The 20,518-nt window shown below is 70.3% G+C and carries 24 protein-coding genes and 1 tRNA gene; 13 read left to right on the forward strand and 12 right to left on the reverse strand.

Annotation, left to right across the window (positions count from 1 at the left end; all coding sequences use genetic code 11):
• Window positions 1–806: HNH endonuclease signature motif containing protein (locus CCN37_RS24110; RefSeq protein ID WP_143261778.1), on the forward strand; the 806-nt coding region annotated here is incomplete at its 5' end.
• Complete coding sequence (locus tag CCN37_RS42075) at window positions 803–925, forward strand: hypothetical protein (RefSeq protein ID WP_256388079.1); 123 nt, start codon at window positions 803–805, stop codon at window positions 923–925. The genes CCN37_RS24110 and CCN37_RS42075, both read left to right, overlap by 4 nt.
• Here the strand turns inward: CCN37_RS42075 and CCN37_RS24115 are convergent, their stop codons facing one another.
• Window positions 926–1,297 carry a YciI family protein gene (locus CCN37_RS24115; protein ID WP_086824950.1) on the reverse strand — a complete coding sequence of 124 codons (372 nt, stop codon included), beginning with the start codon at window positions 1,295–1,297 and terminating at the stop codon, window positions 926–928.
• 101 nt (window positions 1,298–1,398) lie between these two features.
• Between CCN37_RS24115 and CCN37_RS24120 the strand changes: the two genes are divergently transcribed.
• Complete coding sequence (locus CCN37_RS24120) at window positions 1,399–1,824, forward strand: nuclear transport factor 2 family protein (RefSeq protein WP_086824952.1); 426 nt, start codon at window positions 1,399–1,401, stop codon at window positions 1,822–1,824.
• A gap of 117 nt (window positions 1,825–1,941) precedes the next feature.
• On the opposite strand, the gene CCN37_RS24125 is transcribed toward CCN37_RS24120, so the two are convergent.
• The 4 genes from CCN37_RS24125 to CCN37_RS24140 form a co-directional block, all read right to left on the reverse strand.
• Window positions 1,942–2,637: a DUF6193 family natural product biosynthesis protein gene (locus CCN37_RS24125; RefSeq protein ID WP_143261779.1), complete on the reverse strand. Its 696-nt coding sequence runs from the start codon at window positions 2,635–2,637 to the stop codon at window positions 1,942–1,944.
• Window positions 2,638–2,899: 262 nt separating this feature from the next.
• Window positions 2,900–3,283: a VOC family protein gene (locus tag CCN37_RS24130; protein ID WP_086824957.1), complete on the reverse strand. Its 384-nt coding sequence runs from the start codon at window positions 3,281–3,283 to the stop codon at window positions 2,900–2,902.
• Window positions 3,284–3,316: 33 nt separating this feature from the next.
• Window positions 3,317–5,122, reverse strand: coding sequence for a S9 family peptidase (locus CCN37_RS24135; RefSeq protein ID WP_086824959.1), 1,806 nt, complete (start codon window positions 5,120–5,122; stop codon window positions 3,317–3,319).
• Window positions 5,119–6,474, reverse strand: a complete 1,356-nt coding sequence (locus CCN37_RS24140; RefSeq protein WP_086824961.1) for a M20/M25/M40 family metallo-hydrolase — start codon at window positions 6,472–6,474, stop codon at window positions 5,119–5,121. The genes CCN37_RS24135 and CCN37_RS24140 overlap by 4 nt, the downstream gene beginning before the upstream one ends.
• Window positions 6,475–6,558: 84 nt before the next feature.
• Between CCN37_RS24140 and CCN37_RS24145 the strand changes: the two genes are divergently transcribed.
• Window positions 6,559–7,077, forward strand: coding sequence for a winged helix-turn-helix domain-containing protein (locus CCN37_RS24145; protein WP_086824963.1), 519 nt, complete (start codon window positions 6,559–6,561; stop codon window positions 7,075–7,077).
• 33 nt (window positions 7,078–7,110) lie between these two features.
• The gene (locus CCN37_RS24150; RefSeq protein ID WP_086824965.1) at window positions 7,111–7,971 is read left to right on the forward strand and encodes an alpha/beta fold hydrolase; all 861 of its coding nucleotides are present in this window, start codon (window positions 7,111–7,113) and stop codon (window positions 7,969–7,971) included.
• Here the strand turns inward: CCN37_RS24150 and CCN37_RS24155 are convergent.
• From CCN37_RS24155 to CCN37_RS24165, 3 genes are all read right to left on the reverse strand, one after another.
• On the reverse strand, window positions 7,968–8,786 hold the full coding sequence (locus tag CCN37_RS24155) for an alpha/beta fold hydrolase (RefSeq protein WP_086824967.1): 819 nt from the start codon (window positions 8,784–8,786) through the stop codon (window positions 7,968–7,970). The two genes, CCN37_RS24150 and CCN37_RS24155, sit on opposite strands and share 4 nt — an antisense overlap.
• Window positions 8,787–8,849: 63 nt before the next feature.
• A complete protein-coding gene (locus tag CCN37_RS24160) occupies window positions 8,850–10,031 on the reverse strand; it encodes a site-specific integrase (RefSeq protein WP_086824969.1) in 1,182 nt (393 codons plus the stop codon).
• The gene (locus tag CCN37_RS24165) at window positions 9,982–10,371 is read right to left on the reverse strand and encodes a winged helix-turn-helix transcriptional regulator (RefSeq protein ID WP_371504875.1); all 390 of its coding nucleotides are present in this window, start codon (window positions 10,369–10,371) and stop codon (window positions 9,982–9,984) included. The genes CCN37_RS24160 and CCN37_RS24165 overlap by 50 nt, the downstream gene beginning before the upstream one ends.
• 161 nt (window positions 10,372–10,532) lie before the next feature.
• Here CCN37_RS24165 and CCN37_RS24170 point away from each other — a divergent pair, with 161 nt between their 5' ends.
• Both CCN37_RS24170 and CCN37_RS24175 read left to right on the forward strand, forming a co-directional pair.
• Entirely contained in the window at window positions 10,533–11,858 is a 1,326-nt protein-coding gene (locus CCN37_RS24170) for an MFS transporter (protein ID WP_246843264.1), read from the forward strand.
• The gene (locus CCN37_RS24175; protein WP_086824973.1) at window positions 11,855–13,006 is read left to right on the forward strand and encodes a methyltransferase domain-containing protein; all 1,152 of its coding nucleotides are present in this window, start codon (window positions 11,855–11,857) and stop codon (window positions 13,004–13,006) included. The genes CCN37_RS24170 and CCN37_RS24175 overlap by 4 nt, the downstream gene beginning before the upstream one ends.
• 12 nt (window positions 13,007–13,018) lie before the next feature.
• On the opposite strand, the gene CCN37_RS24180 is transcribed toward CCN37_RS24175, so the two are convergent.
• Window positions 13,019–13,801 (reverse strand): tetratricopeptide repeat protein, encoded by a 783-nt coding sequence (locus CCN37_RS24180; RefSeq protein ID WP_210408178.1) that lies wholly within the window; start codon window positions 13,799–13,801, stop codon window positions 13,019–13,021.
• 241 nt (window positions 13,802–14,042) lie between these two features.
• Between CCN37_RS24180 and CCN37_RS24185 the strand changes: the two genes are divergently transcribed.
• Genes CCN37_RS24185 through CCN37_RS24195 form a run of 3 tightly spaced genes read left to right on the forward strand, consistent with a single transcriptional unit; the run spans window position 14,043 to window position 16,812 of the window.
• Entirely contained in the window at window positions 14,043–15,494 is a 1,452-nt protein-coding gene (locus CCN37_RS24185; protein WP_086824977.1) for a carboxylesterase/lipase family protein, read from the forward strand.
• A 50-nt stretch (window positions 15,495–15,544) separates the two neighbouring features.
• Window positions 15,545–15,982 carry a helix-turn-helix domain-containing protein gene (locus CCN37_RS24190; protein WP_086824979.1) on the forward strand — a complete coding sequence of 146 codons (438 nt, stop codon included), beginning with the start codon at window positions 15,545–15,547 and terminating at the stop codon, window positions 15,980–15,982.
• On the forward strand, window positions 15,979–16,812 hold the full coding sequence (locus tag CCN37_RS24195; protein WP_086824981.1) for an alpha/beta fold hydrolase: 834 nt from the start codon (window positions 15,979–15,981) through the stop codon (window positions 16,810–16,812). The genes CCN37_RS24190 and CCN37_RS24195 overlap by 4 nt, the downstream gene beginning before the upstream one ends.
• Here CCN37_RS24195 and CCN37_RS24200 read toward each other — a convergent pair.
• The 3 genes from CCN37_RS24200 to CCN37_RS24210 all read right to left on the reverse strand — a co-directional run bounded on the left by CCN37_RS24200 (window position 16,793) and on the right by CCN37_RS24210 (window position 18,522).
• Window positions 16,793–17,281, reverse strand: a complete 489-nt coding sequence (locus tag CCN37_RS24200; RefSeq protein ID WP_086824983.1) for a GNAT family N-acetyltransferase — start codon at window positions 17,279–17,281, stop codon at window positions 16,793–16,795. The two genes, CCN37_RS24195 and CCN37_RS24200, sit on opposite strands and share 20 nt — an antisense overlap.
• 57 nt (window positions 17,282–17,338) lie before the next feature.
• Entirely contained in the window at window positions 17,339–18,400 is a 1,062-nt protein-coding gene (locus tag CCN37_RS24205; RefSeq protein WP_168200830.1) for a HEAT repeat domain-containing protein, read from the reverse strand.
• A 51-nt stretch (window positions 18,401–18,451) separates the two neighbouring features.
• A tRNA-Cys gene (locus CCN37_RS24210) sits at window positions 18,452–18,522 on the reverse strand.
• A gap of 282 nt (window positions 18,523–18,804) precedes the next feature.
• Here CCN37_RS24210 and CCN37_RS24215 point away from each other — a divergent pair.
• From CCN37_RS24215 to CCN37_RS24225, 3 genes are read left to right on the forward strand one after another with little or no spacing between them, the layout of a single operon-like run.
• Window positions 18,805–19,425 (forward strand): NlpC/P60 family protein, encoded by a 621-nt coding sequence (locus CCN37_RS24215; RefSeq protein ID WP_143261780.1) that lies wholly within the window; start codon window positions 18,805–18,807, stop codon window positions 19,423–19,425.
• A 45-nt stretch (window positions 19,426–19,470) separates the two neighbouring features.
• Window positions 19,471–20,082, forward strand: a complete 612-nt coding sequence (locus tag CCN37_RS24220; protein ID WP_086824989.1) for a class I SAM-dependent methyltransferase — start codon at window positions 19,471–19,473, stop codon at window positions 20,080–20,082.
• Complete coding sequence (locus tag CCN37_RS24225) at window positions 20,079–20,510, forward strand: MerR family transcriptional regulator (RefSeq protein ID WP_086824991.1); 432 nt, start codon at window positions 20,079–20,081, stop codon at window positions 20,508–20,510. The genes CCN37_RS24220 and CCN37_RS24225 overlap by 4 nt, the downstream gene beginning before the upstream one ends.
• Window positions 20,511–20,518: the final 8 nt, after the last annotated feature.

Raw genomic sequence — 20,518 nt, forward strand, 5'->3', positions numbered from 1 at the left:
CCGAGCTGACCGAGCGCCCGTTGGTGTTGGCGGCTCTGTCGGCGGGGTTGATCGATGAGGGAAAAGCCCGCCTCATCGTCGACCAAGTCAGCATCCTGAAGGAGCCGCAAGCCTCGATCGCCGAGGCGGATCTGTTGGCCTACGCCCCCATCCGTACCTACACCTCGGTCCGCCGCCGTGCCCAGACGCTGATCCACAAGCTCGACCCCAAGGCGGCTGAGCGCCGTCATGAGGAGAAGCGCAAGGAGAGGTTGGTGTGGAAGACCAACCTCGACGACGGCATGGCCGAACTCCGCTTGGGCATGACTGCCTACGACACCGCGATGGCCTACGACCACATCGACCGCATCGCGAAGTCCCTGCCCAAAGACGACCGCACCCTGGACCAGAAGCGCGCCGACGTCGCACGGGACCTGTTGCTCGGCCTGGACACCCCGGCCCCGCAGGGACAGGCGATGGTCTACCTCACGATGCCCATCACCGCCCTGCTCGGCCTCACCGACGACCCGGGGATGCTGGCCGGTTACGGGCCCATCCCCACGCATGTGGCACAGGACATCGCAGCGGGCGGCATCTGGAAGCGGATCTTGACCGACCCGGTCACCGGGATGGCGGAGGAAGTCAGCGATACCTACCGCCCAACAGCGAAACAGCGGGAGTTGATCAACGCCAGGTATCCCCGCTGCACCGCGATCGGGTGTCAGCAACCCGCGCAGCGCTGCGACGTTGACCACTGCCGCCCGTACGACGGCACCAACACGACGATCAAGAACCTCCGGCCGAAGTGCCGCATCACCACAACATGAAGACCCACTCCAACTGGCGGTGTGAGAACCGTGAGGACGGCAGTCATGTGTGGATCACGCCGAGCGGCAGGGTGCACGAAACGGAACTGGAGCCGATCGCCGAACCGGCGCCGTTCTGATCAGTCGAGAACGGCGGGGTCGAACACGGGCCGGACCTCCACCGAGCCGCCGATGAGCACATCGGGCATGCGCGCGGCGATCGCGACGGCCTCGTCGAAGGAAGCGCACTCGACGACGTAGAAACCGGCGAGGTGTTCCTTGGCCTCGGCGTAGGGACCGTCGGTGACGAGGGGTTTGCCGTCGCGGAGGGACACCTGCTTGCTGAGCTGGGGATCGCCGAGGCCCTCGGAGGAGACGAGGTGGCCGGACTTCCTCAGCTCCTCGGAGAGGTTCATGTGGCCGTGGCCGAAGTCGGAGCGCTGCTGGTCGGTGAGCAGTTCCCACCTCGCGAGGGACGCGGCGTTGCTCTGGATCAAGATCACGTACTTCACGGAGATCTCCTGAACATTTCTTCGGCGAGCATGTCGAGCGGGGGAGTTCGGCTTCGACGTCCCCTGCGCAAGGACGGACGAAGCCACACTAGGAGGACCCCATGACAGTCATCGAGCAGATCATCGCCGACCGGGCCGCCGCGATGCGGGACAAGGACGCGGAGCGCGTCGTGGCCGCGTACGCGCCGGACGTGGTGATGTTCGACCTGGCGCCGCCGTTGGGGACGACGGGCGCGGAGGTCACCGATCCGAGCGGGATTCGGGCGTGGTTCTCGAAGTTCGTGGGGCCGGTGGGCTACGACGTGACCGAACTGGTGGTGACCGAGGGCGCCGACGTGGCCTTCTGCCACAGCCTGAACCGGCTCGCCGCAACCCCGCACGGCGCGCCGGAGGGCTTCGAGATGTGGTTCCGGGCGACGGTGGGCCTGCGCAGGGTCGACGGCGACTGGAAGATCACGCACGAGCACACCTCGACGCCGTTCTACATGGACGGCTCGTTCCGGGCGGCGACGGACCTGAGGCCCTAGGTCCAGTGCCGCGCGGAAGTTGGTGTGTCTTCAAGGCCCCCCAACCCCCTGTTGATCATCGGGGCGGGGGTTGGGGTGCTTGAAGACGGGCGAACCCCGCGACTTGCGGGACAGGCCCTAGCGAAGGTCCTCGGCGGTGCCGGGCACGGCGGGACCGCAGTCGGCGGGCAGGGCGGCGACGGTGACCGCCACGGCTCCGGCGGCGTCGTCCTCGCCGAGCACGGTGTCATCGGGGCCGACGACGCGGTAGCGGCCGGCGCCGAGGGGGAGCACGACGGGCGGCACGCTGAGGTACGGGTAGCCGGTGCAGCGGCTGAACAGCAGCGCGCGGCGGCTGGTGAAGGGGAACAGCTCGCGCAGCCGCGGCTCGGTGAGCGCGGCCTCGATGAGCGGGCGGAGGTGGGGGTCGCCGTCCTCCAGCAGCATCCGCCACTTCACCTCGACGGCGTCGCCGCGCTCGTGGGCCTCGGCCAGCTCGGTGTAGGACAGCAGCGGCCAGCCCGCGCGGAGGTCGGCGAGGCGCGCCCCGGCCTCCCACGCGCGGCAGATGCCGACGACCTCGGTGATGTCGGCGGTGTCGCCACGGGCGAGGTTCACGCCGCGACTCCACAGGCTGAGCTGGAAGGAGCGCTCCCGGCGCGCGAGGTCGACCTCGACGACACCGCGTGCGCTGAGCACGCGGGCGGAGTGCGGGTGCTGGTCGGACTCGAACACGAGCGCGGCGCCGTCCTCGGTGGACTGCCGCAGCAGGGCCGTGCTGAGGTCGCCCGCTTCGACGAGCTCGGGGTAGTGGGGACGCATGTCGTCGCGCATGGGGTGGGAGTGGTCCTCGTCGTGTGCGGGTCGGTGGGTGACCCGCACAGCATTCCTCAAGGGCTCCGGGCCCCGGAGAAGGGGGCAGAAGGGGGACGGTGCGGTGGTCGCCTCACGGCGGGTGGCACAAACGCGGCTCCAGCCGAACGGTATTCCGCGATGGCCCGTTGTAGGCCCGGGGGACACAAATCCGCACCGCCCCAAGTCGATCAACTCATGGACCCGCCCCCGTGTTCCCGACACTCGATGTGACCTGGGTCACTCATTCGCCGGAGCCGTAGGGGCGGGTGAGGATCTCCAGGTTGTGGCCGTCGGGGTCGTCGAAGTAGACGCCCCGGCCGCCGTCGTTGGTGTTGATCCGGCCCGCTCCCCGGTGCCCCGGCTCGGCCCAGTGGGCCACTCCGCGCTCGCGCAGGCGCCCGAAGATGACGTCGAACTCCTCCTCGCTGACCAGGAACGCGTAGTGCTGCCTGGTGAACTCGCCGGAGTCGTGGATGACGTCGAGCGAGACCCCGTTCGCGGTCTCGACCACCAGGAACGGCCCGAACGGCACCGCCTCCGGCAGCCCGAGCACCGAGGTCAGGAACTCCGCGGTGGCCGCGCGGTCGGTCGAGTGGACGATGGTGTGGTTCAGCTGCACGCTCATGATCGAACCGTAGAACCTCCACAATGCTTGAGGTCAAGGCGCGAGGTGCTGGGCGAACCAGTCGACGACGAGCTGCTCCTCGCTCTGCTTGGTCTCGCGGTCGGCCACCACGTGCCCCTCGCCGTCGATGCGCACGAGCTTCACCGGCAGGTCTAGTTCGACCATGCGCGCGGCCATGCGGTCGGACTCCTCGATGGACACGCGCGTGTCGTTGATCCCGTGCACCAGCAGCAGCGGCGCCCGCACGCGATGGGCGTGCACGTACGGGCTGGCCTCCTTCAGCCGGGCGAAGTCGGCGGGGTCGTCGGGATCGCCGAGCCAGTCCTTCGCGCGGCGCCGCCACGTAGGCGGGAACGAGCGCACGTCGCTGACCAGGTCGGATACCCCGCAGATCGATACGCCCGCGCGCCACAGCTGCGGCAGCCTGGAGACGCAGCTGAGCGTCGCGAAGCCGCCGTAGGACGCGCCGAGCACCCCGAGCCGTGAACCGTCCACCCAGCTCAGCCCGTTGAGGTACGCGGCAGCACCCGCGAGGTCGTCCAGGTCGCCGCCGCCCCAGTCCCGGTAGATCAGGCGCTGATAGCTCAGCCCGTAGCCGGAGGAGCCGCGGATGTTCGTCGCGAGCACGCCGATCCCGCGCGCGAGCAGCATCTGCGTCACCGGCCAGAACCAGGGCCGCGTCTGGTACTCCGGCCCGCCGTGGACGTCGACGACGACCCCGGCCGAGGCGACTCCGCGCGGGCGGTAGAGCAGGCCGTGCACGGTGCGGCCGTCCGCGCTCGGGAAGCGCACGATCTCGGGCTCGATCAGGTCCTTGGGCAGGTCAGGGCCGGAATCGGTGAGCTGGCGGGTGCTGCCGGTCACGAGGTTGGCCGTCCACACGTCCTTCGCCGCGGTCGGCCTGCTGATCAGCGTGAACAGCTCGTCACCGCGCACGTGCACGGTCTGCCCGTCGTAACCGAACTCCTGCATCGCGACGCAGCGGGGGAGCCTGTCGACGGTGCCGCGCTCGCCGGTGCGCAGGTCGAGCCATTCCAGCCGGGAGTAGGTCGCCACGTTCACGCCCCACACCAGCCGCGAACCGTCGGGCGAGAGCACTGCGCTGTCGATGTCGTGCTCCGGCGTGGCCACCCAGTCCAGCGAACCGTCCGGCATGAGCAGCGCGAGCCCGGTGTGGTCGCGGCCGAGGGTGGTGCAGACGTAGATCCCATCTTCCGACCACCCGGCGGGCAGGAACTTCGCCGGACCGTCGTGCGGGGTGAGGTGCTCGATCGCGCCGGTGGCGACGTCGCAGGCGAACAGATCGTGCTCGGTGCCCTGGTGCATCCGCAGCACCAGCAGCCGCCGCGAGTCGGGGGAGAAGAACATCGGCAAATAGCGGTCTTCGCTGACCTCGACCCCCGCTTGAAGCACGGTGGTCACCGCGCCCGTGGTGAGGTCGCGGACGAACACGTCGAAGACGCTCTCGTCCCTTTCGCTGGTCGAGAACGCCAACAGGCGGCCGTCCGGGCTGTACGGGTTGCCGGAGCTGGCGTAGGGCACGCCGATCTCCGCGCGGGTGTTCTCGCTGGTCAGCCAGTCGATCGTGCCGGTGGCGACGTCGATCTCGGCGAGCCGGTAGTTCTCCGCGCCGTCCGCGTCGACCTGGACGAGCAGCCTGCTCCCGTCCGGCCGCCACGCCAGCCGGGTGACCGTGCCGTCCACGTCGAGCAGCCGTGGCGGCTCGGTGCTGGTGAGGGGTGTCAACCACGGCTGTGGTGATCCGTTCGCGTCCGAGATGTGGGCCAGCAGCGTGCCGTCCGGGCTCGGGGCGAAGCCGCTGAGGTCGTCGTAGATCATCGCGGGCCGCCCAGGGTGTGCTGGATCGCCGCCGCGGCGACGATGCCGTTGAGGAAGCGGTCGATCTCCATGTTCTCGTTGGGCGCGTGGTTGCGTTCGTCGGCGTTGGCGAACGGAACGCCGTAGCAGGGCACGTCGAGGACGTCGGTGAACGCGGCGATCGGCAGGCTGCCGCCGAGCGCGGGCACGAGCAGTGGCGGCTCGCTGAGGCCGAGTTCGGTCCCCGCGAGGATCGCGCGCGTGTACGGCGTCTCGGGCAGCGTGCGAGATGGCGGCATGGAGCCGCCCACGACGAGTTCGATGTCGGGCGCTCGCTCGGCGACGTGCCTGCGCAGCGCCTCGACGACCCCCTCCACCTGCTGCCCGCCGACCAGGCGCATGTCGCAGCGGGCGATCGCCACGCTCGGGATCACCGTCCGGTGCTCGTCGCCGTCCTCGCAGGTCAGCGAGTTGATCGTGAAGGTCGGCGCGGTCAGCCGCTCGTAGTAGCCGTCCAGCGACGAGGGCTCCAGGCGCGTCGTCCCGATCTCCGCGAGCACTTCGGGCAGGTCCAGCGGCAAGGCGTCCAGCGCGGCGCGCTCCTCCGCCGACAGCGGAGCCACATCGTCCGCGCAGCCCTTGACCAGCACGTTTCCGTCGGGGTCGCGCATCGTGGCGAGCAGCTGCACGAGCTGCCACGCGGGGTTGAGCGCGACTCCGCCCCAGTTCCCGGAGTGCAGCGGCGCGCGGGGCCCGGTCGCCCGCAGCTCGAAGGTGACGATGCCGCGCACGCCCAGCACCACGCACGCGCGGCCGGACTCGTGCACCGGGCCGTCGCTCCACAACACCAGGTCAGGGCGGTCGTCGGTGAAGCGCTCGCGGACGACCTGCGCGAGGTTGGGGCTGCCGACCTCCTCCTCGCCGTCGAGCAGCACCGTGACGCGGCACGGCAGTCCGCCGGTCAGTTCTCGCAGCGCCCGCAGACCCAGTAGCTGCGCCAGGTGCTGGCCCTTGTTGTCGCCGGTGCCGCGCCCGTACATGCGGCCGTCACGCACCTCGGGGTCGAACGGCGGTGAGATCCATTCTTCGAGCGGCCCGGCGGGCTGGACGTCGTAGTGGCCGTAGATCAGCACGTGCGGCGCTCCCGGCGGGCCGTCGGCCCTGCCGATCAGCGCGGGCTGGCCGTCGGTCGGCACCACCTCGGCGTCGAGGCCGCTGGAGCGCAGCAGGTCCAGCCCGTGCAGCAGCGCCTCCGGCATGCCGTCACCGGTTCGGCTGACGCTGGGCTGCGCGACCCACGCGCCCAGCTCGGTGATCAAGCTCTCCGAGCGGTCCGCCACCCACAGCCGGACCTGGTCGATCAGCGCGTCCACGGCACCCCCAAGTGATTGCACTTTATGAAATCGGTAGCACGGACGAGGCTGATCGGACAAGCGGATGTCGGTTAACCTGCGTGAATGTCACGACCGACGCGGAGCGCGACGGTGGCGGAGCTCAAGGCGCTCGGCCACCCGCTGCGCTGGCGCATCCTCCGGCTGTGCCTGGACCAGGCGCTGACCAACCAGCAGATCGCGCAGCGGCTGGAGATGTCGCCCGCGACCACGCTCCGGCACGTCCGCGCCCTGGTGAACACCGAGTTCCTGGAGGCGGCCGAGGTCCGCACCGGCGCGCGCGGCTCCGTGGAACGGCCGTACCGCGCGACCAGGCGCACGCGGGGCCTCGCCGCGCTCGACCTCGACGCCGCCGAGCTGGTGCAGCAGATGGACCTCGCGCTGCTCTCCGCCCACCGCGCCGAACTCGCCCAGGCCGGACCCGACGCGGGCCGCGACGTCGCGCGCGGCGTGCTGCGCTTGTCCGATGAGTCGCAGGACGAGCTGCGCAAGCGCCTCGCCGATCTGCTCGCCGAGTTCGAGGCCCGTGACGAGCCTGCCGGTGAACCGCTGAGCTACCTCTGGTCGCTCGCTGTCCGCCCCTGATTTCGCGTTGCGGCGGACGGCAGGATGGTCCGCATGGAGAACGGTGTCGCGGAGCCCTCGCGCCTCGGACGGACGCGGTTGTCCGACGGCAGGGCACTGGGCTGGGCGGAGTGGGGACCTTCGGACGGCCGCCCGGTGCTGCTCTGCCCGGGTGCCGCGACGAGTCGGCGGCTCGGCTTCGGCACGGACCTGCTGGCCGGGCTGACCGTGCGGTTGATCTCCGTCGACCGGCCCGGGCTCGGCGCCTCCGACCCGCAGCCCGGACGCTCACTTGCGGACTGGGCCTCCGACATCGCCTGTTTCCTCAAGGACCGCTCGCTCGGCGCTCCCGCCGTCGTCGGCTTCTCCCAGGGAGCGCCCTTCGCGCTGGCGTGCGCGGCGGCCGGGCTCGTCGACGCGGTCGCCCTGGTGTCCGCGGGCGATGAGCTGGCCAACCCGGTGTTCGCCGACCGCCTCGTGCCCGACGTGCGGCGCATGGTCGACCTCGCCTGCCACGATCCGGTCGCCGCGGAGCAGCTGTTCTCCGGGATGAGCGCGGATGCCATGTGGGACATGGTGATCACCATGAGCGGTGTTCATGACCGCTCCGTCTACACAGGACCGAACTTCGCGCACGCCTACCGCACCGCGATGGCCGAGTGCTTCGCTCAGGGCCCCGCCGGTTATGCGCGCGACACCGTGCTGGCCATGCGCCCGTGGCCCTTCGACCTCGCCGCGATCACCGTCCCGGTCGCTTTGTGGTTCGGCGTCGAGGACGCCAGCCCCGTGCACTCCCCGGACTTCGGCGAATCACTCGCCGCACGCCTGCCCAACGCCACTCGTTCCCTTGTGGACGGTGCGGGCGGAGCGATCCTCTGGACGCACGCCGAGCCCGTCCTGCGGTCGCTCCTCTAAGTGAGGAAGTCGATCAGTGCGGCGGAGAGCACGTGGGGGTCGACGTAGTGCGTTTGGCCGGGCAGGACGCGGTGTTCGCCGTTGAGCACGCCGTCAGCGATCTTCTGCGCGGCTGAGCCGAAGAACGCGGGGCTGTCACCGCCGCTGAGCGCGAGCGTGGGAACGGTGACGGCTGCGAGGGATTCGACGGGGACGGTGCCGCCGCGGGCGTAGTAGCGCAGGACGGCCGCGTCATAGGCGAGCGAGGGCGCGACGGCCTCCATCGCCTCCCAGGTCTGCATGTTCCTGATCTGCGCGATCGTCTCCTCCGGCATGCCGGTGATGCTCATGAACAACGCGGCGGCGTCACCGCGCCTGCCTTCGGCGAGCAGTTCGGTGAGGCGCGTGGCGTACTCGGCGGCGCCCTTGCGCTGCGCGGGGCTGTCCTCGGCGAACGGGGCCTCGTAGATCGCGAGCCTGGTCACCGGCAGCCCGGACGCGGTCGCCTCCAAGGCCAGCGCGCCGCCGGAGGACATGCCGTAGAGCATCGCCGATCCGCCCGCTTCGGCGATGAGCGCGGCGATGTCCTCGACCTCGCTGGCCGCGGCCCGCTCCTCGTTCTGCGCGGGCGCGCCGGGCGGCATCGGGTCGCCGCTGCCCCCGCGTCCCCTGCGGTCGAAGCAGAACAAGGTGAAGCGCTCCGCGAGCAACGCGGCCAGATCAGGATCGGAGTTCCTGGTCATCGTCGCGCCGCCGACGTAGATCAGCGCGGGGCCGGAGCCGAACCGGTCGTAGGCGATGGTCGTGCCATCGGCGGAGCGCACTGTCTGACTCATGGGCCAGATCGTAGGTGCGAGCACTGACAGCCGCCGGGGATCTCCGCCCCATCAGGCAGGGGCTCAGAGCCCGAGCTTGGTGACCGCGTTGTCCTCCAACGGAGTGGCGATGCGGATGTAGCGGTGGACCGTGCGCGGGTTGGCCCAGCGGCCCTGGCGCATGATCTCGCGGTCACTGGCGCCGCCGAGCGCGGCCTGCGTGGCGAAGCCGGAACGCAGCGAGTGCCCGGAGAACAGCTGCGGGTCGAGCCCGGCCTTCGCCGCGTAGCGCTTGACCAGCTCGGCCACCGCGCGCCCGGACATAGCGGTCGTGGCGATCCGCCCGTGCTTGCTGACCGAGGGGAACAGCGGCCTGCCGGTCCCGTCGCTGAGCGCGGTGCCCTCGAACCCGTGACAGCGGTGAACATCCGTCGTCTTGAACGTGTGCGACCGGAGTTCTTCGTGCGTCGGGATCTCCAGCAGCTCCGTCCACGCGACGTAGGCGCACACCGGGCACGTGTCCGGTCGTTGACCGCGCGGCAGCACGACCTGTTGCTGGCGCACGCCGGTCGGGTCGGTCTTCGTCACGGCGAGCCTGATGATCAGCACCGGCTCGCCGGTACCTGGATCGGTCTGCACGTCCACGTCGTCCAGGGAAATCGTTGCCAGCTCACTGCGGCGCAGCGCCCCGGCGAAGCCGATCAGCAGCACCAGCGCGTCACGCCGGCGAGCCGGTTCGGTCGGCCACCCGCGCTCGGGAAGCTGCGCCAACAGCTCCGTGAGCGTGTGCAGCAGCACCGGCCGCTTGCGCTTGGGCTGCGCCCGGCGGCTGCGCCGGATTCCGCGCAGTGTCAAGCGAACCACGTCCGAGCGCGTCGGCGACGGCAGTCCGTTCGCGGCGTGCACAGCGGCGATGGCTGCGGCCTTGCGCTCCAAAGTGGACGGTGCGAAGGCCCAGCGAACCCCGTCGTCCGCGCGCGCCTCCGCGGCTGCCGCGAGGTACACGGCGACGTCGAGCGGATCGGCTGGCAGGGCTTGCCGTCCTTCGCGGGAGCACCAGCCCGCCCAGCCGATCCAGTCGGCCCGGTAGGCCCGCAAAGTGTTGGGGGACTGGGACTCCTCGAGGTACTTGGCCAGCGCCTCGGCCTGGGCGTCGGCGAAGCGCGCCCGCACCTCGGCGAGCGCGGCGGAGTCGATCAGGACGCTGCGCGGCCGTTCACCGAGTGCGACGCGCACCGGCTCCGGAAGCGGGATCAGCTCGCCCATGATCGGATTCTAGGGCCTGCTGGGCGCGGTCGTAGGCAGCGCGCGCCGAGGCGATCTCCACCTGGTGCGTCTCGGTCCACACCACCAGCGACTGCACCGCGGAGTGCAGCGTCACGCCGAGCGAGCTCAGCTCGTACTCCACCCGCGGCGGCACCACCGGGTACACGGTGCGCTCGACCAGGCCGTCGCGTTCGAGCTGGCGCAGCGTCACGGTCAGCATCCGCTGGCTGACGCCGTCGACCTCGCGCAGCAGTTCGGTGAACCGCATCCGCCTGCTGGCCAGCAGCGCGACCACGAGCAGCGACCACTTGTCGGCGATGCGGTCCAGGATCTGGCGCACCTCGCAGCCCTCGCGGACGTCCCACTGGCAGGCGTCCCAGGGGTCTTCGGTTCCCTCGGAGTAACTGGCTGACTTTGAAGTGCCTTCTTCCACAACCGCTGAGTCTGCTTGAAGCTCGTCTTGGTTACAAGAGGGAACCGTGCAGGTCAGAAGGAGATTCAGTGGTAGTGGTCGAGGAGCGGCAGCGGTACGGCGCGCTGTTGGCGGTGCTCTGCGGGGCGATCTTCCTGGAGGGCGTGGACATCGCGATGATGAACGTCGCGCTGCCGTCGATCCGGGCCGACCTCGGCCTGTCCACGGGCGCGTTGCAGTGGGTGATGAGCGCCTACGTGCTCGGCTACGGCGGCTTCATGCTGCTCGGTGGGCGCGCGGGCGACCTGTTCGGCAGACGGCGCGTGTTCCTGTTCTGGCTCGCCGTGTTCATCGTGTTCTCCGGGCTCGGCGCGATCGCGGGCGACGGCTGGACGCTGATCACCGCGCGTTTCGTCACCGGTGTCGCCGCGGCGTTCCTGACCCCGGCCGGGCTGTCGATCATCACGACCACGCTGCCGGAGGGCCCGGTCCGCGAGCGGGCGCTGATGATATACGCGGGCACGGCCGCCGCCGGGTTCTCGCTCGGCCTGGTCATCGGGGGCGTGCTGACCGCGATCGACTGGCGGTGGGTGTTCCTGGCGCCGGTGATCTTCGCCCTCTGCCTGCTCGCGGCCGCCATCCCGTTGATCCCCCGCGAGCCCCGCACCACGCGCTCCTTGCGCGATGTCGACGTCGTCGGCGCGGTCAGCGTCACCGCCGCTCTGGTGCTGCTCGTGCTCACCATCGAGCGCGCTCCGCACGCCTCGCTCGTGTCCACCGCGGTCTCCGGTGTCGTGTCGCTCGGCCTGTTCGCGTTCTTCGTGCTGTGGGAGCGGCGAGCCGCACAACCCTTGGTGCGATTGGGAATCCTGCGTTCGGTGCGCCTGGTGCACGCCAACCTCACGACGCTTCTCGTCGCGGCCGGGTTCTTCGGCTTCCAGTTCCTCGCGGTGCTCCACCTCCGCGAAACGCTCGGCTGGTCCACGCTCGAGACCAGCTTCATGATGCTGGCCATCGGCCTGGACGCGGTGCTCGCTCCGACCCTCACCCCGCGCCTGGTCGCCCGCTTCGGCCACCGTCGCGTGATCGTCAGCGGCGTGCTGCTCGCCGTGCTGGCCTACGCGCTGTTCCTCCCCGTCAGCCCGGACTGGGGCTTCGCCGCGATGTTCCCGACCATGCTCCTGCTGGGCGTGTCCTTCGCACTCGCCTACGGCCCGCTGACGATCACCGCGACCGCCGGGGCCGCCGAGTCCGAGCACGGCCTGGCCAGCGGCCTGCTCTACACGTCCTTCCAGTTCGGCGCCGCGCTCGGCCTGTCCGTGGTCACCGGCGTGCTCGCCGTGGGCTTCCACGCCGCACTGGTCGTCCCCCTGGTCTGCGCCCTGCTCGCCGCCGTGACGTCTCTACGCTCATGACGGTGACGTGGGATTCGTTGGCACGAGGGCTTGCGGACGAGATGTGGGCCGAGGGAGTGCTGCGCTCGCCGGAATGGCGAGCGGCGGTGGAGGCGGTCCCACGGCACCGGTTCGTGCCCCGGTTCTTCACCCAAGACCCCGAAGGCGACTGGTCGGAGACCTCCAGCGCCGACGAGGGCTGGCTCACTGCCGTCTACCGCAACGAGCCGCTGGTGACGGCCCTCGCGGTCACGGCGAACGGGAACCGGGTCACGGTGTCGTCGTCGACCAAGCCAGGCCTCATGGTGCGCATGCTCGAAGCACTGGACGTTCGGGACGGGCATCGCGTGCTGGAGGTGGGCACGGGCACGGGGTACAACGCCGGTCTGCTGTCGCACCGCCTCGGCGCGGACCGGGTGTTCTCCGTGGACATCGGCGCGGAGCTGGTGGCCACGGCGCGGGTTCGGCTCGCGGATCTCGGGTTCGTGCCGTCGTTGTCCGTGGTCCACGGCGCGACCGGGTTGCCGGAGCACGCGCCGTTCGACCGCATCATCGCGACGTGCTCGCTCCCGAAAGTCCCCTGGGCGTGGGCGGAACAGGTCCGTGAAGGCGGGCTGGTGCTTGTCGACATCAAGCGCAGCGTTCACGCGGGGAACCTCGTGCTGCTCACCCGGCACGCCGACCGCCTCGAAGGGCGATTTTCCAGCCGCTGGGCGGGCTTCATGGCGATCCGGGACGCAGACGTGGCACCTGAAGTCCGCAGTGCGGCCGGAGATCTCGCCGACGGGACCCGTTCGACGACTGGACTGGACCCGCTGCCCTGGTCCTCGCTCGTGCCGTGGTTCCTGGCGCACGCGCGGCTGCCGGGAGAACTCGCCTTCGGCTACCGCGGAGCGTCCGATCAGGGACAGCCGGAGTGGGCGACTTTCAGCGCGATCGACGGGTCCTGGTGCGCGGTGCGCATCCGTGCCGACGGAAACGGGCGACGCGAGGTGCGTCAGGGCGGACCAACTCCGGTGTGGAGCGTGTTCGAAGCCGCGCACGAGGACTGGCTCGCGCTGGGCCGCCCCGGTTGGGACCGGTTCGGCCTCACCGTGACGGCGGACGGTCGGCACGAGGTGTGGCTCGACGCGCCGGACAGCGAACAGCGATGGCTACTACCGATGTGAGGTCAGGACAGATCAATCGTCCTGGACATCGCGAGCTGCGGCCACGAGCTCTGCGGGCAGATCGGGGCCAGCACACGCGTGGTCGATCAGCACGTCCCGATACGTGTCGTTGGGCACGAGCGGTGCCAGTTCGACGAGTTCGCTCAGGTCGACGGCCGAGCCGGTGAGCCGTGTCCGGTAGGCGGCCCTCGCCGCGCGCAGGGTGACCTCCGACGGCTCGTGCTCCAAGCCCTGATCGGCGGATCGGACCGCAGCGGCGAAGTCGCCCATGGCAGCGTGCGTGTCGGCCAGGTCGAGGTGGAGCGACCAGTTGGTCGGGTCGAGGGCGACGGCACGTTCGAACGCTGCCGTCGTCTGCTCGGCGTCGCCCAGCTTTCGCCAGGTCCCCGCACGGACGACCTCCGTCAGCATGACCCGTTCAACGGAATCCGCCTGGTCGCACAGTGCGAACGACGCGTCGGTGAGGCCGCAGGCCCGCAGCAGGATCGCCATCTTGGCCATTGCCTCCGCCTGCGGTCGGCGGGCACTGACCACGTCAATGGCGCGGAACCACGGCTGGAACCGCGCTCGCATGCTTTCGCTGTTGAGGTCGTGGCCGCGGTCCATGGTGCGCATGGCGCCCTCTGCCAGCGCATCAAGGCTCACCGTGCTGAGGAAGCGCTCGTCGTTGAACCAGGGCGCTGCGGCCCACGCGATGCTGGGGTGCACGCCCGTGACTGTCCCGATCGTCATCGCCGCGGTGTCCATGTCGCCTTCGAGAAAGCTGACATAGGACTGCGCGACCAGCTCCCGCAAGGAGACGGCTCGCTGGACGACTTCGGTGACCTCTGAAACTCTGTCCCGCCACAGCTCGGCAAGAACGGCATAGGGCTCTGGGTCGTCCGGAGCTGAGGCGATCGCTCCCGTTAGGTAGTCCACGGCTGCCGCGAGATCGTTCCCGCAGTGCGCCAGTACCCGCGCGAGACTCACGCCAGCTGCTACTTCCCGATTCGACACCGCCGGAGTGTATCCGCGTCACACGCCTACGCTCCTTGGCATGGTGACTGTTCGGCAGGGTGCGTTGCGCGGGGTGGAACACGACGATCACGTTGTGTGGCGCGGGATTCCCTACGCGAGCCCGCCGGTCGGCGAGCTGCGGTGGCGTGCGCCGCGACTGGCGCCGAACTGGGACGGCGTGCGGGACGCGACGGAGTTCGGACCGCAGGCACCGCAACCGGCGAACGCCCCGGGCTCGACGAAGTACCCGGCGAGCGAGGACTGCCTGAACCTCAACGTTTGCGCGCCGAAGCGGGGCGAGGGCATGCCGGTGCTGGTGTGGCTGCACGGCGGTGGGTTCCGCACGGGCAACTCGCGCCAGATGGGCGAGGGCGTCGCGTTCGCCAGGGCGGGCATCGTGGTCGTCACGATCAACTACCGGCTGGGCGCGCTCGGGTTCGCGCGGTTGGACGGGGAATCGGATTCGGGCGTGTGCGGACTGCTCGACCAGGTCGCGGCGCTGCGGTGGGTGCGCGAGAACATCGCGGCGTTCGGCGGAGATCCGGAGCAGGTCACGATCTACGGCGTCTCCGCGGGGGCGAAGGGCGTCGCGAACCTGATGGCGAGCCCGGAGGCGAAGGGCCTGTTCACGCGCGCGATCTCCAGCAGCGGCGGCGGTGATCACGTGTCCACGCCCGAGGTCGGCGCGGCGGTCGGGCGGCGCCTGCTCGACGAGCTGGGGTGCGCGGACGCCGAAGCGGCCCGCGCGGTCCCGGCCGAAGAGGTCGTCGCGGCGCAGGAGCGCATCCAGTCCGGCATGGAGGCGCTGTGGCTGTGGCGCCCGTCGATCCACCCGCAGGTCCTGCCGGCCGTCCCGATCGAGCTGATCGCGGCGGGCAGTGCGGCCGGGGTCTCGCTGCTGGTCGGCAACAACGGCAACGAGGCCGGCATGTACGCGGCGATGTACGGCGCGGAGGAGGTCACCGCGCCCGCTGAGGCGGTGATCGGCTCGATCCTGGGCGTGGACGGTTACGAGGCGCTGCTCAAGGCCTACCGCAGCACACGTGGCCTGACCAGCGACGTTGCCGCGATGGTCGCGGCGATGGGGGATGAGCGCTACGGCATCCCGACGCAGCGCCTGGCCGACGCGCAGGCCCGCTTCGCGACGGTGCACCGCTACCGCGTCGACGTGGCCGCGCCCGGCCTGATGCGCGAGCTGGACGGCACCCACGGCACCGAGACGGCAATGGCCTGGGACGTCCCGGAGCCGCTGCCGGGGATGCGCGCGCCGCGTTCGCCGAAGCCGGAGCGCGTCGCGCTGGGCAAGCGGATGCACCAGGCGTGGGTGTCGTTCATCCGCGACGGCGATCCGGGCTGGCGGGCCTACGACGCCGAGCAGCGCCCGGTGCTCGTGCTCGGTGAGGACGGTCCCCGGTTGGAGCTGGACCCGCGCCGGGCCGAGCGGCTGGCTTGGGGCGACGTGACCTGGCCATCGAGCACCTGGTTTACCTAAAACGCCCCTATCGCTCCCTATTTGACTCCATATGAAGTACTTTGGGGAACATGACGGAAGAACTGTACTCGGTTGAGCAGGTCGCTGAGCGGCTCAACCTGCACGTGCGCACGGTGCGCAACTACGTGCGCGACGGGCGGTTGAAGGCCGTGCGCATCGGCAAGCAGTACCGGATCAGCCGCTCGGACCTGGAGGAGCTGACCGGGGGCACCGTGCCCGCGACGCCGAGCGAGTCCGCGCGGCGCACCCGCTCCGTCGAGGTCTCGGCCGTGGTCCAGGTCGACGCGATCAACCAGGCCGACGCGAGCCGGGTGAGCATGGGCATCACCGGCTCGCTCAACGGACGCGGCCCCGGCGGCGGGATGCTGCGCGTGCAGTCGATCTACGACGAGCAGCGGGCCAGCCTGAAGATCGTGGTGATCGGCGAGCCCGACCTGACCGCGGACGTGATCAAGCTGATCGGCGAGTTCCTGGAGGGGGACCGATGATGATCTACCGCAGCACCGGGGGCGGCGAGCAGGTCCGCGAGATGTACGAGGCGGTGCTGGAGCGCTGGCCCGTCGAGGCCGAGCGCGTCGTGCTGCCCACGCGCGAGGGCGAGACCTTCGTGCTCAGCTTCGGCAGGGCCGACGCGCCGCCGTTGGTGGCGCTGCACGGCTCCGGTTCCAACGCCACGAACTGGATGGCCAACGCCGTCGAAATGGCCGAGCACCACCGTGTTCACGCCGTCGACATGATCGGCGAGCCGGGGTTGAGCGCGCCGAAGCGGCCAGAGATGGGCAGCGACGCGTACGCGCGGTGGCTGGACGACGTGCTCGACGGCCTCGGCTTCACCACGCCGGTCCCGGTGCTGGGCATGTCGCTCGGCGGCTGGATGGCCATCGACTACGCCTCGCGGCGGCCGGAGCGAGTGTCGCGCCTGGCCCTGCTCACGCCCGCCGGGGTGGGCAAGCGGCCGAAGGGCCTGCTGCTCAAGCTCCTCGCGATGACCCTCGCCGGTGAGCGCGGGCTGCGGAAATCGGTGAAGGCCGCGCTCGGCGAGGACGTCCGTCCCGAGGTGGTCGACGCGCTGGTGCTGATCTTCAAGCACTTCAAGCCGCGCATGCGCATCCCGACGTTCACCGACGAGCAGCTGAGGCGGCTGAGCATGCCCGTGTCGGTGATCGTCGGCGAGCAGGACTCGATGCTCGACACCGCGGAGACCGCGCGGCGCTTCCGCGAGGTCCTCCCGCACGCCTCGGTGAGCGTGGTGGAGGCGGGGCACGACCTCTCGGCCCAGGTCCCGGCTGCCGTGGGCTTCACAGCTTCCGGTACATGATGTGCAGCCCGACGTAGCCGTGCGCGGAGGATCGGAAGCCCTCCGGCACGGTGCCGATCACCTCGAAGCCGAGTGATCGCCACAGCGCGACCGCCCTGGTGTTGCTCTCCACCACGGCGTTGAACTGGATGCCCCGGAAGCCGGCTCCGGCGGCCCAGTCGATCATGTCCTGGCCCAGCGCCCGCCCGACGCCCTTGCGGGAGTGCGCGGCGTCGACCATGAAGCTCGCGCTCGCGATGTGCGAGGCGGGACCCATGTGGTTGGCGTACATGCTGGCCGAGCCCAGGACGGTGCCGTCGGGGTCGACGGCGACGACGGTGCGGCGCTTCGCGGTGGGCATCCACATCTCCCGCGCGGTGACCTCGTCGACGTCCTGCGGCCAGCTGAAGGTCTCCCCAGCGGAGACGATCTCGTGCAGGAACGGCCAGATCGACGGCCAGTCGCCGTCAACAGCTTCTCTGATCAGCACGGCGCCGAGTCTCTGCGAGCGGCGGCGCGCACGCGACGGATTTTCTGAACAGCGCGCTTAGATCGGGAGCGCGCCGAGCAGGACGCCCTCGCTCCGCCCATCCGGGGTGAGAGCCATGACAGCGCGTCCTTTCACGCGGGTGTTCGGGCCGAGCGCGGTGGGATCGACCGAGATACGCGCGGCGATCTTCGGGGCGTAGCAGATCTCGGCGTCGTCCGGCGCGTCGCTGATCTGGTGGGGGAGCAGGAACCCCTGCTCGGCCGGGAGCGGATCGCCCACCTGGTGCTCGCCGTCCTGGTGGAAGTAGCAGCGGAGGATCGTGCCGTGCTCGGCGACGCACCACCCGCTGGCGAACCCGGACCCGTGGTAGTCGTCCCAGTCGATGTAGCCGTGGGCGGTGCCGAACCGGCGGCTGAGTGCGGCGACGCGGTCCTCCTGGTCGACGTCCCACATGAACACCAGCGTCCACCCATCGAGGACGGGCGTGATGTAAGCGGCCCCGCCCATGGCGTAGCCCTTGGAGACCGCGGCCTGGCCGAGCCGCATCGTCACCGGCATCGGGTCCGACAGGTCGAGCGCGTCGAGCACGGCCGCCTGGTCGCTGGTGGGGATGGCGTACCACTGGCCGTCCGGCTCGAACGGCTCCGGTGTCTCTCGCGGTGCCTTGATCCTGATCAGGCGGCGCACCAGGGCTTGGTCGGCGGCGTCGAGGCCGTTCCAGCCGACGAGCTCCGCGAGCCCGGTGAGCGCGTACCGGCGGTACAGCCCGGGGAACCGACGCACCTCGCGCAGCACGTGCAACGCCCGCGGACCGAGCCGGCGGAGCACACGGCAGACCACCTCGCGCACGAACTGCTGAGGGTCGGCGAGCAGCGGAAGCAGCGCGGGCAGGTGCGGCAGCAACTCGTCCTCGCTCAGCCGCGCGAGGACACAGGCGGCCTGGTGGCGCACATCCGGGCTCTCATCAGCAAGCAACGGCAGCACGGCGAGCACATCCCGGTCCGACACCGCGAGCCCCGCGAGCGCCCGGCAGGCCGGGCTCAGCGCGGACGGGGCTCCGTCGTGGGCCCGGGGCTGTTCGGCCCACGCGACCTGCCGAATCACGTAAGAGATGTCCACGGCCGGAACCGTACCAACCGCGTTAAACACAACAATTTCTGAATTCACTTGAGGCCAAGACCGGATTCGAACCGGCGTGGACCGCTTTGCAGGCGGCTCCCTAACCACTCGGGCACTCGGCCGAAAATGACGCGCTAAAACAGAAGAGCCGCCTGCGTCGACATGTTCGACGGGCGGCTCCCAGGCATGACCGACACTCAGGTCACGGCGGAGAGCCGGGACAACAACAGTGGAGGTCGGTGCGCTTCATGTGGACCACTATGCCCCGAATTCGCGGCGGCGTCAACAATTCTCTTACACGGTTTACGGGCGAGGTTTGCTAAGCGGTGCTTAGGCGGTGCTTAAGCGCTCTGGGCGAAGCTGCGCATCGATCGACCACCTACCCCTGCTCATTGAGGTGGACCATGAGAACTGCAAGCATCGCGGCCGTGCTCGTCGCGTGCCTGGCGCTCACCCCCGCACCGGCGCTGGCCGACGCGGGCGACATCGGCATCGCCCAGGACCTCAGCGGCGACATCGGCGGGCTCGGCCCGGAGGGACCCGAGGCAGTCCCGCACGAGGACACCCTCGAACCCGGCGCCGAGGCGGAGAAGATCGCCAGGGCGGAGATCATCCGCCGCGCCAGGGTGTGGCTCACCGCCAACGCTGGCGGCAAGGTGCCCTACAGCCAGAAGCGGAAGTGGCGCGACGGCTACCGGCAGGACTGCTCCGGCTACGTGTCCATGGCGTGGAAGCTGCCGAAGGGCAAGTACGGCGGCACCAACACCGTCGGCCTCGCCCAGAGCTACACCACCAAGATCACCAAGGCCGACCTCAAGGCCGGGGACGTGCTGCTGGACTGGCACGGCACCAAACGCACCCGGCACGTGGTCCTCTTCGACAAGTGGACCAGCGCGAGCCGCACCCACTACTGGGGCTACGACCAGTCCGGCAGCCAGGGTGGCACCGCCTACCGCAAGATCCCCTACCCGTACTTCACCAGCAAGGGCCAGTGGGAGCCGCGCCGCTCCAAGAACATCGGCTAGTCGCGCGGTTGCGGTGAAGTGCGGTTCAACTGACAGTGTCCAGCCATGGCAGCGAACCCGAACCGGATCTTCGAAGGCATCCTCGGCCGGATCACCGCTCTGATCATGGCTCGCAGCAACCGCGCCGCCGAGGCGGAGGCCGTCGCCGAACTGGACCCGCGAGCGCACCACCGCGTCCTGGTGGTCGGTTTCGGGCCCGGGGTCGGCCTCCGCCTGCTCGACGAACGCCTGCCAGAGGGCCACATCGCCGGGGTCGACCCATCCGAGGTGATGCTGCGCTCGGCGACCAGGCGCAATGGGCGAGCCGTCGCGGACGGCCGGATGGAGCTGCGCCAGGCGCGGGCGGACGCGCTCCCGTTCCCCGACGCAGACTTCGATGGAGTGATCACCGTGAACACGATCCAGTTCTGGGAGCCGCTCGCGGCATCGGTCGCGGAGGTCGCCCGGGTGCTGCGCCCCGGCGGCAGGCTGGTCGCCTACACCCATGACTGGGCGATCACCCGCGTCACCGGCAAGGACGTCGAGACCTGGGCCCACGACACCGCCGAGGTGTGCGCGAGAGCGGGGCTCGGCGCGGCCAGGCACTGGCGGGCGCGGGCTGAGAAGGGCAAGTCCATCGCGTTCTCCGCGCGCAAGACCGAACAGGAGCCACCATGACGCGCTCCCAGGTGTTGACGATCGCCGAGGTCGTCGCGGCGACGAAGCTGCCGACCTCCACGCTGCGCTTCTACGAGCGCGAAGGGCTGATCACCTCGGTGGCCAGGGACGGCGCCGGCCGGCGCGTGTACGACCCGGACATCCTGGCCAGGCTCGCAGTGGTTGAGCTGGGCAAACTCGCCGGGTTCACCATTTCCGAGGTCTCCGGCTGCCTCGATCGGGACACCGGGATGCCGGGGCCGGGCTGGCGGGAGCTGGCGGCCGCGAAGCTGACCGAGCTGGAGGAGCGCATCGCCGAGGCCGAGCGCGCGCGGCAGGTGCTCGTGCACGCGCTGGAGTGCCCCGGCGCCTTCGCCGAGTGCCCGGAGTTCCGCGACAGCGTGCGCGCGCAGGTCAGCGCGATGCGAGCGCGTGACACCGCACGGTGATTCATCCG

The organism is Allokutzneria sp. NRRL B-24872 (assembly GCF_002155965.1).
Lineage (GTDB): Bacteria > Actinomycetota > Actinomycetes > Mycobacteriales > Pseudonocardiaceae > Allokutzneria.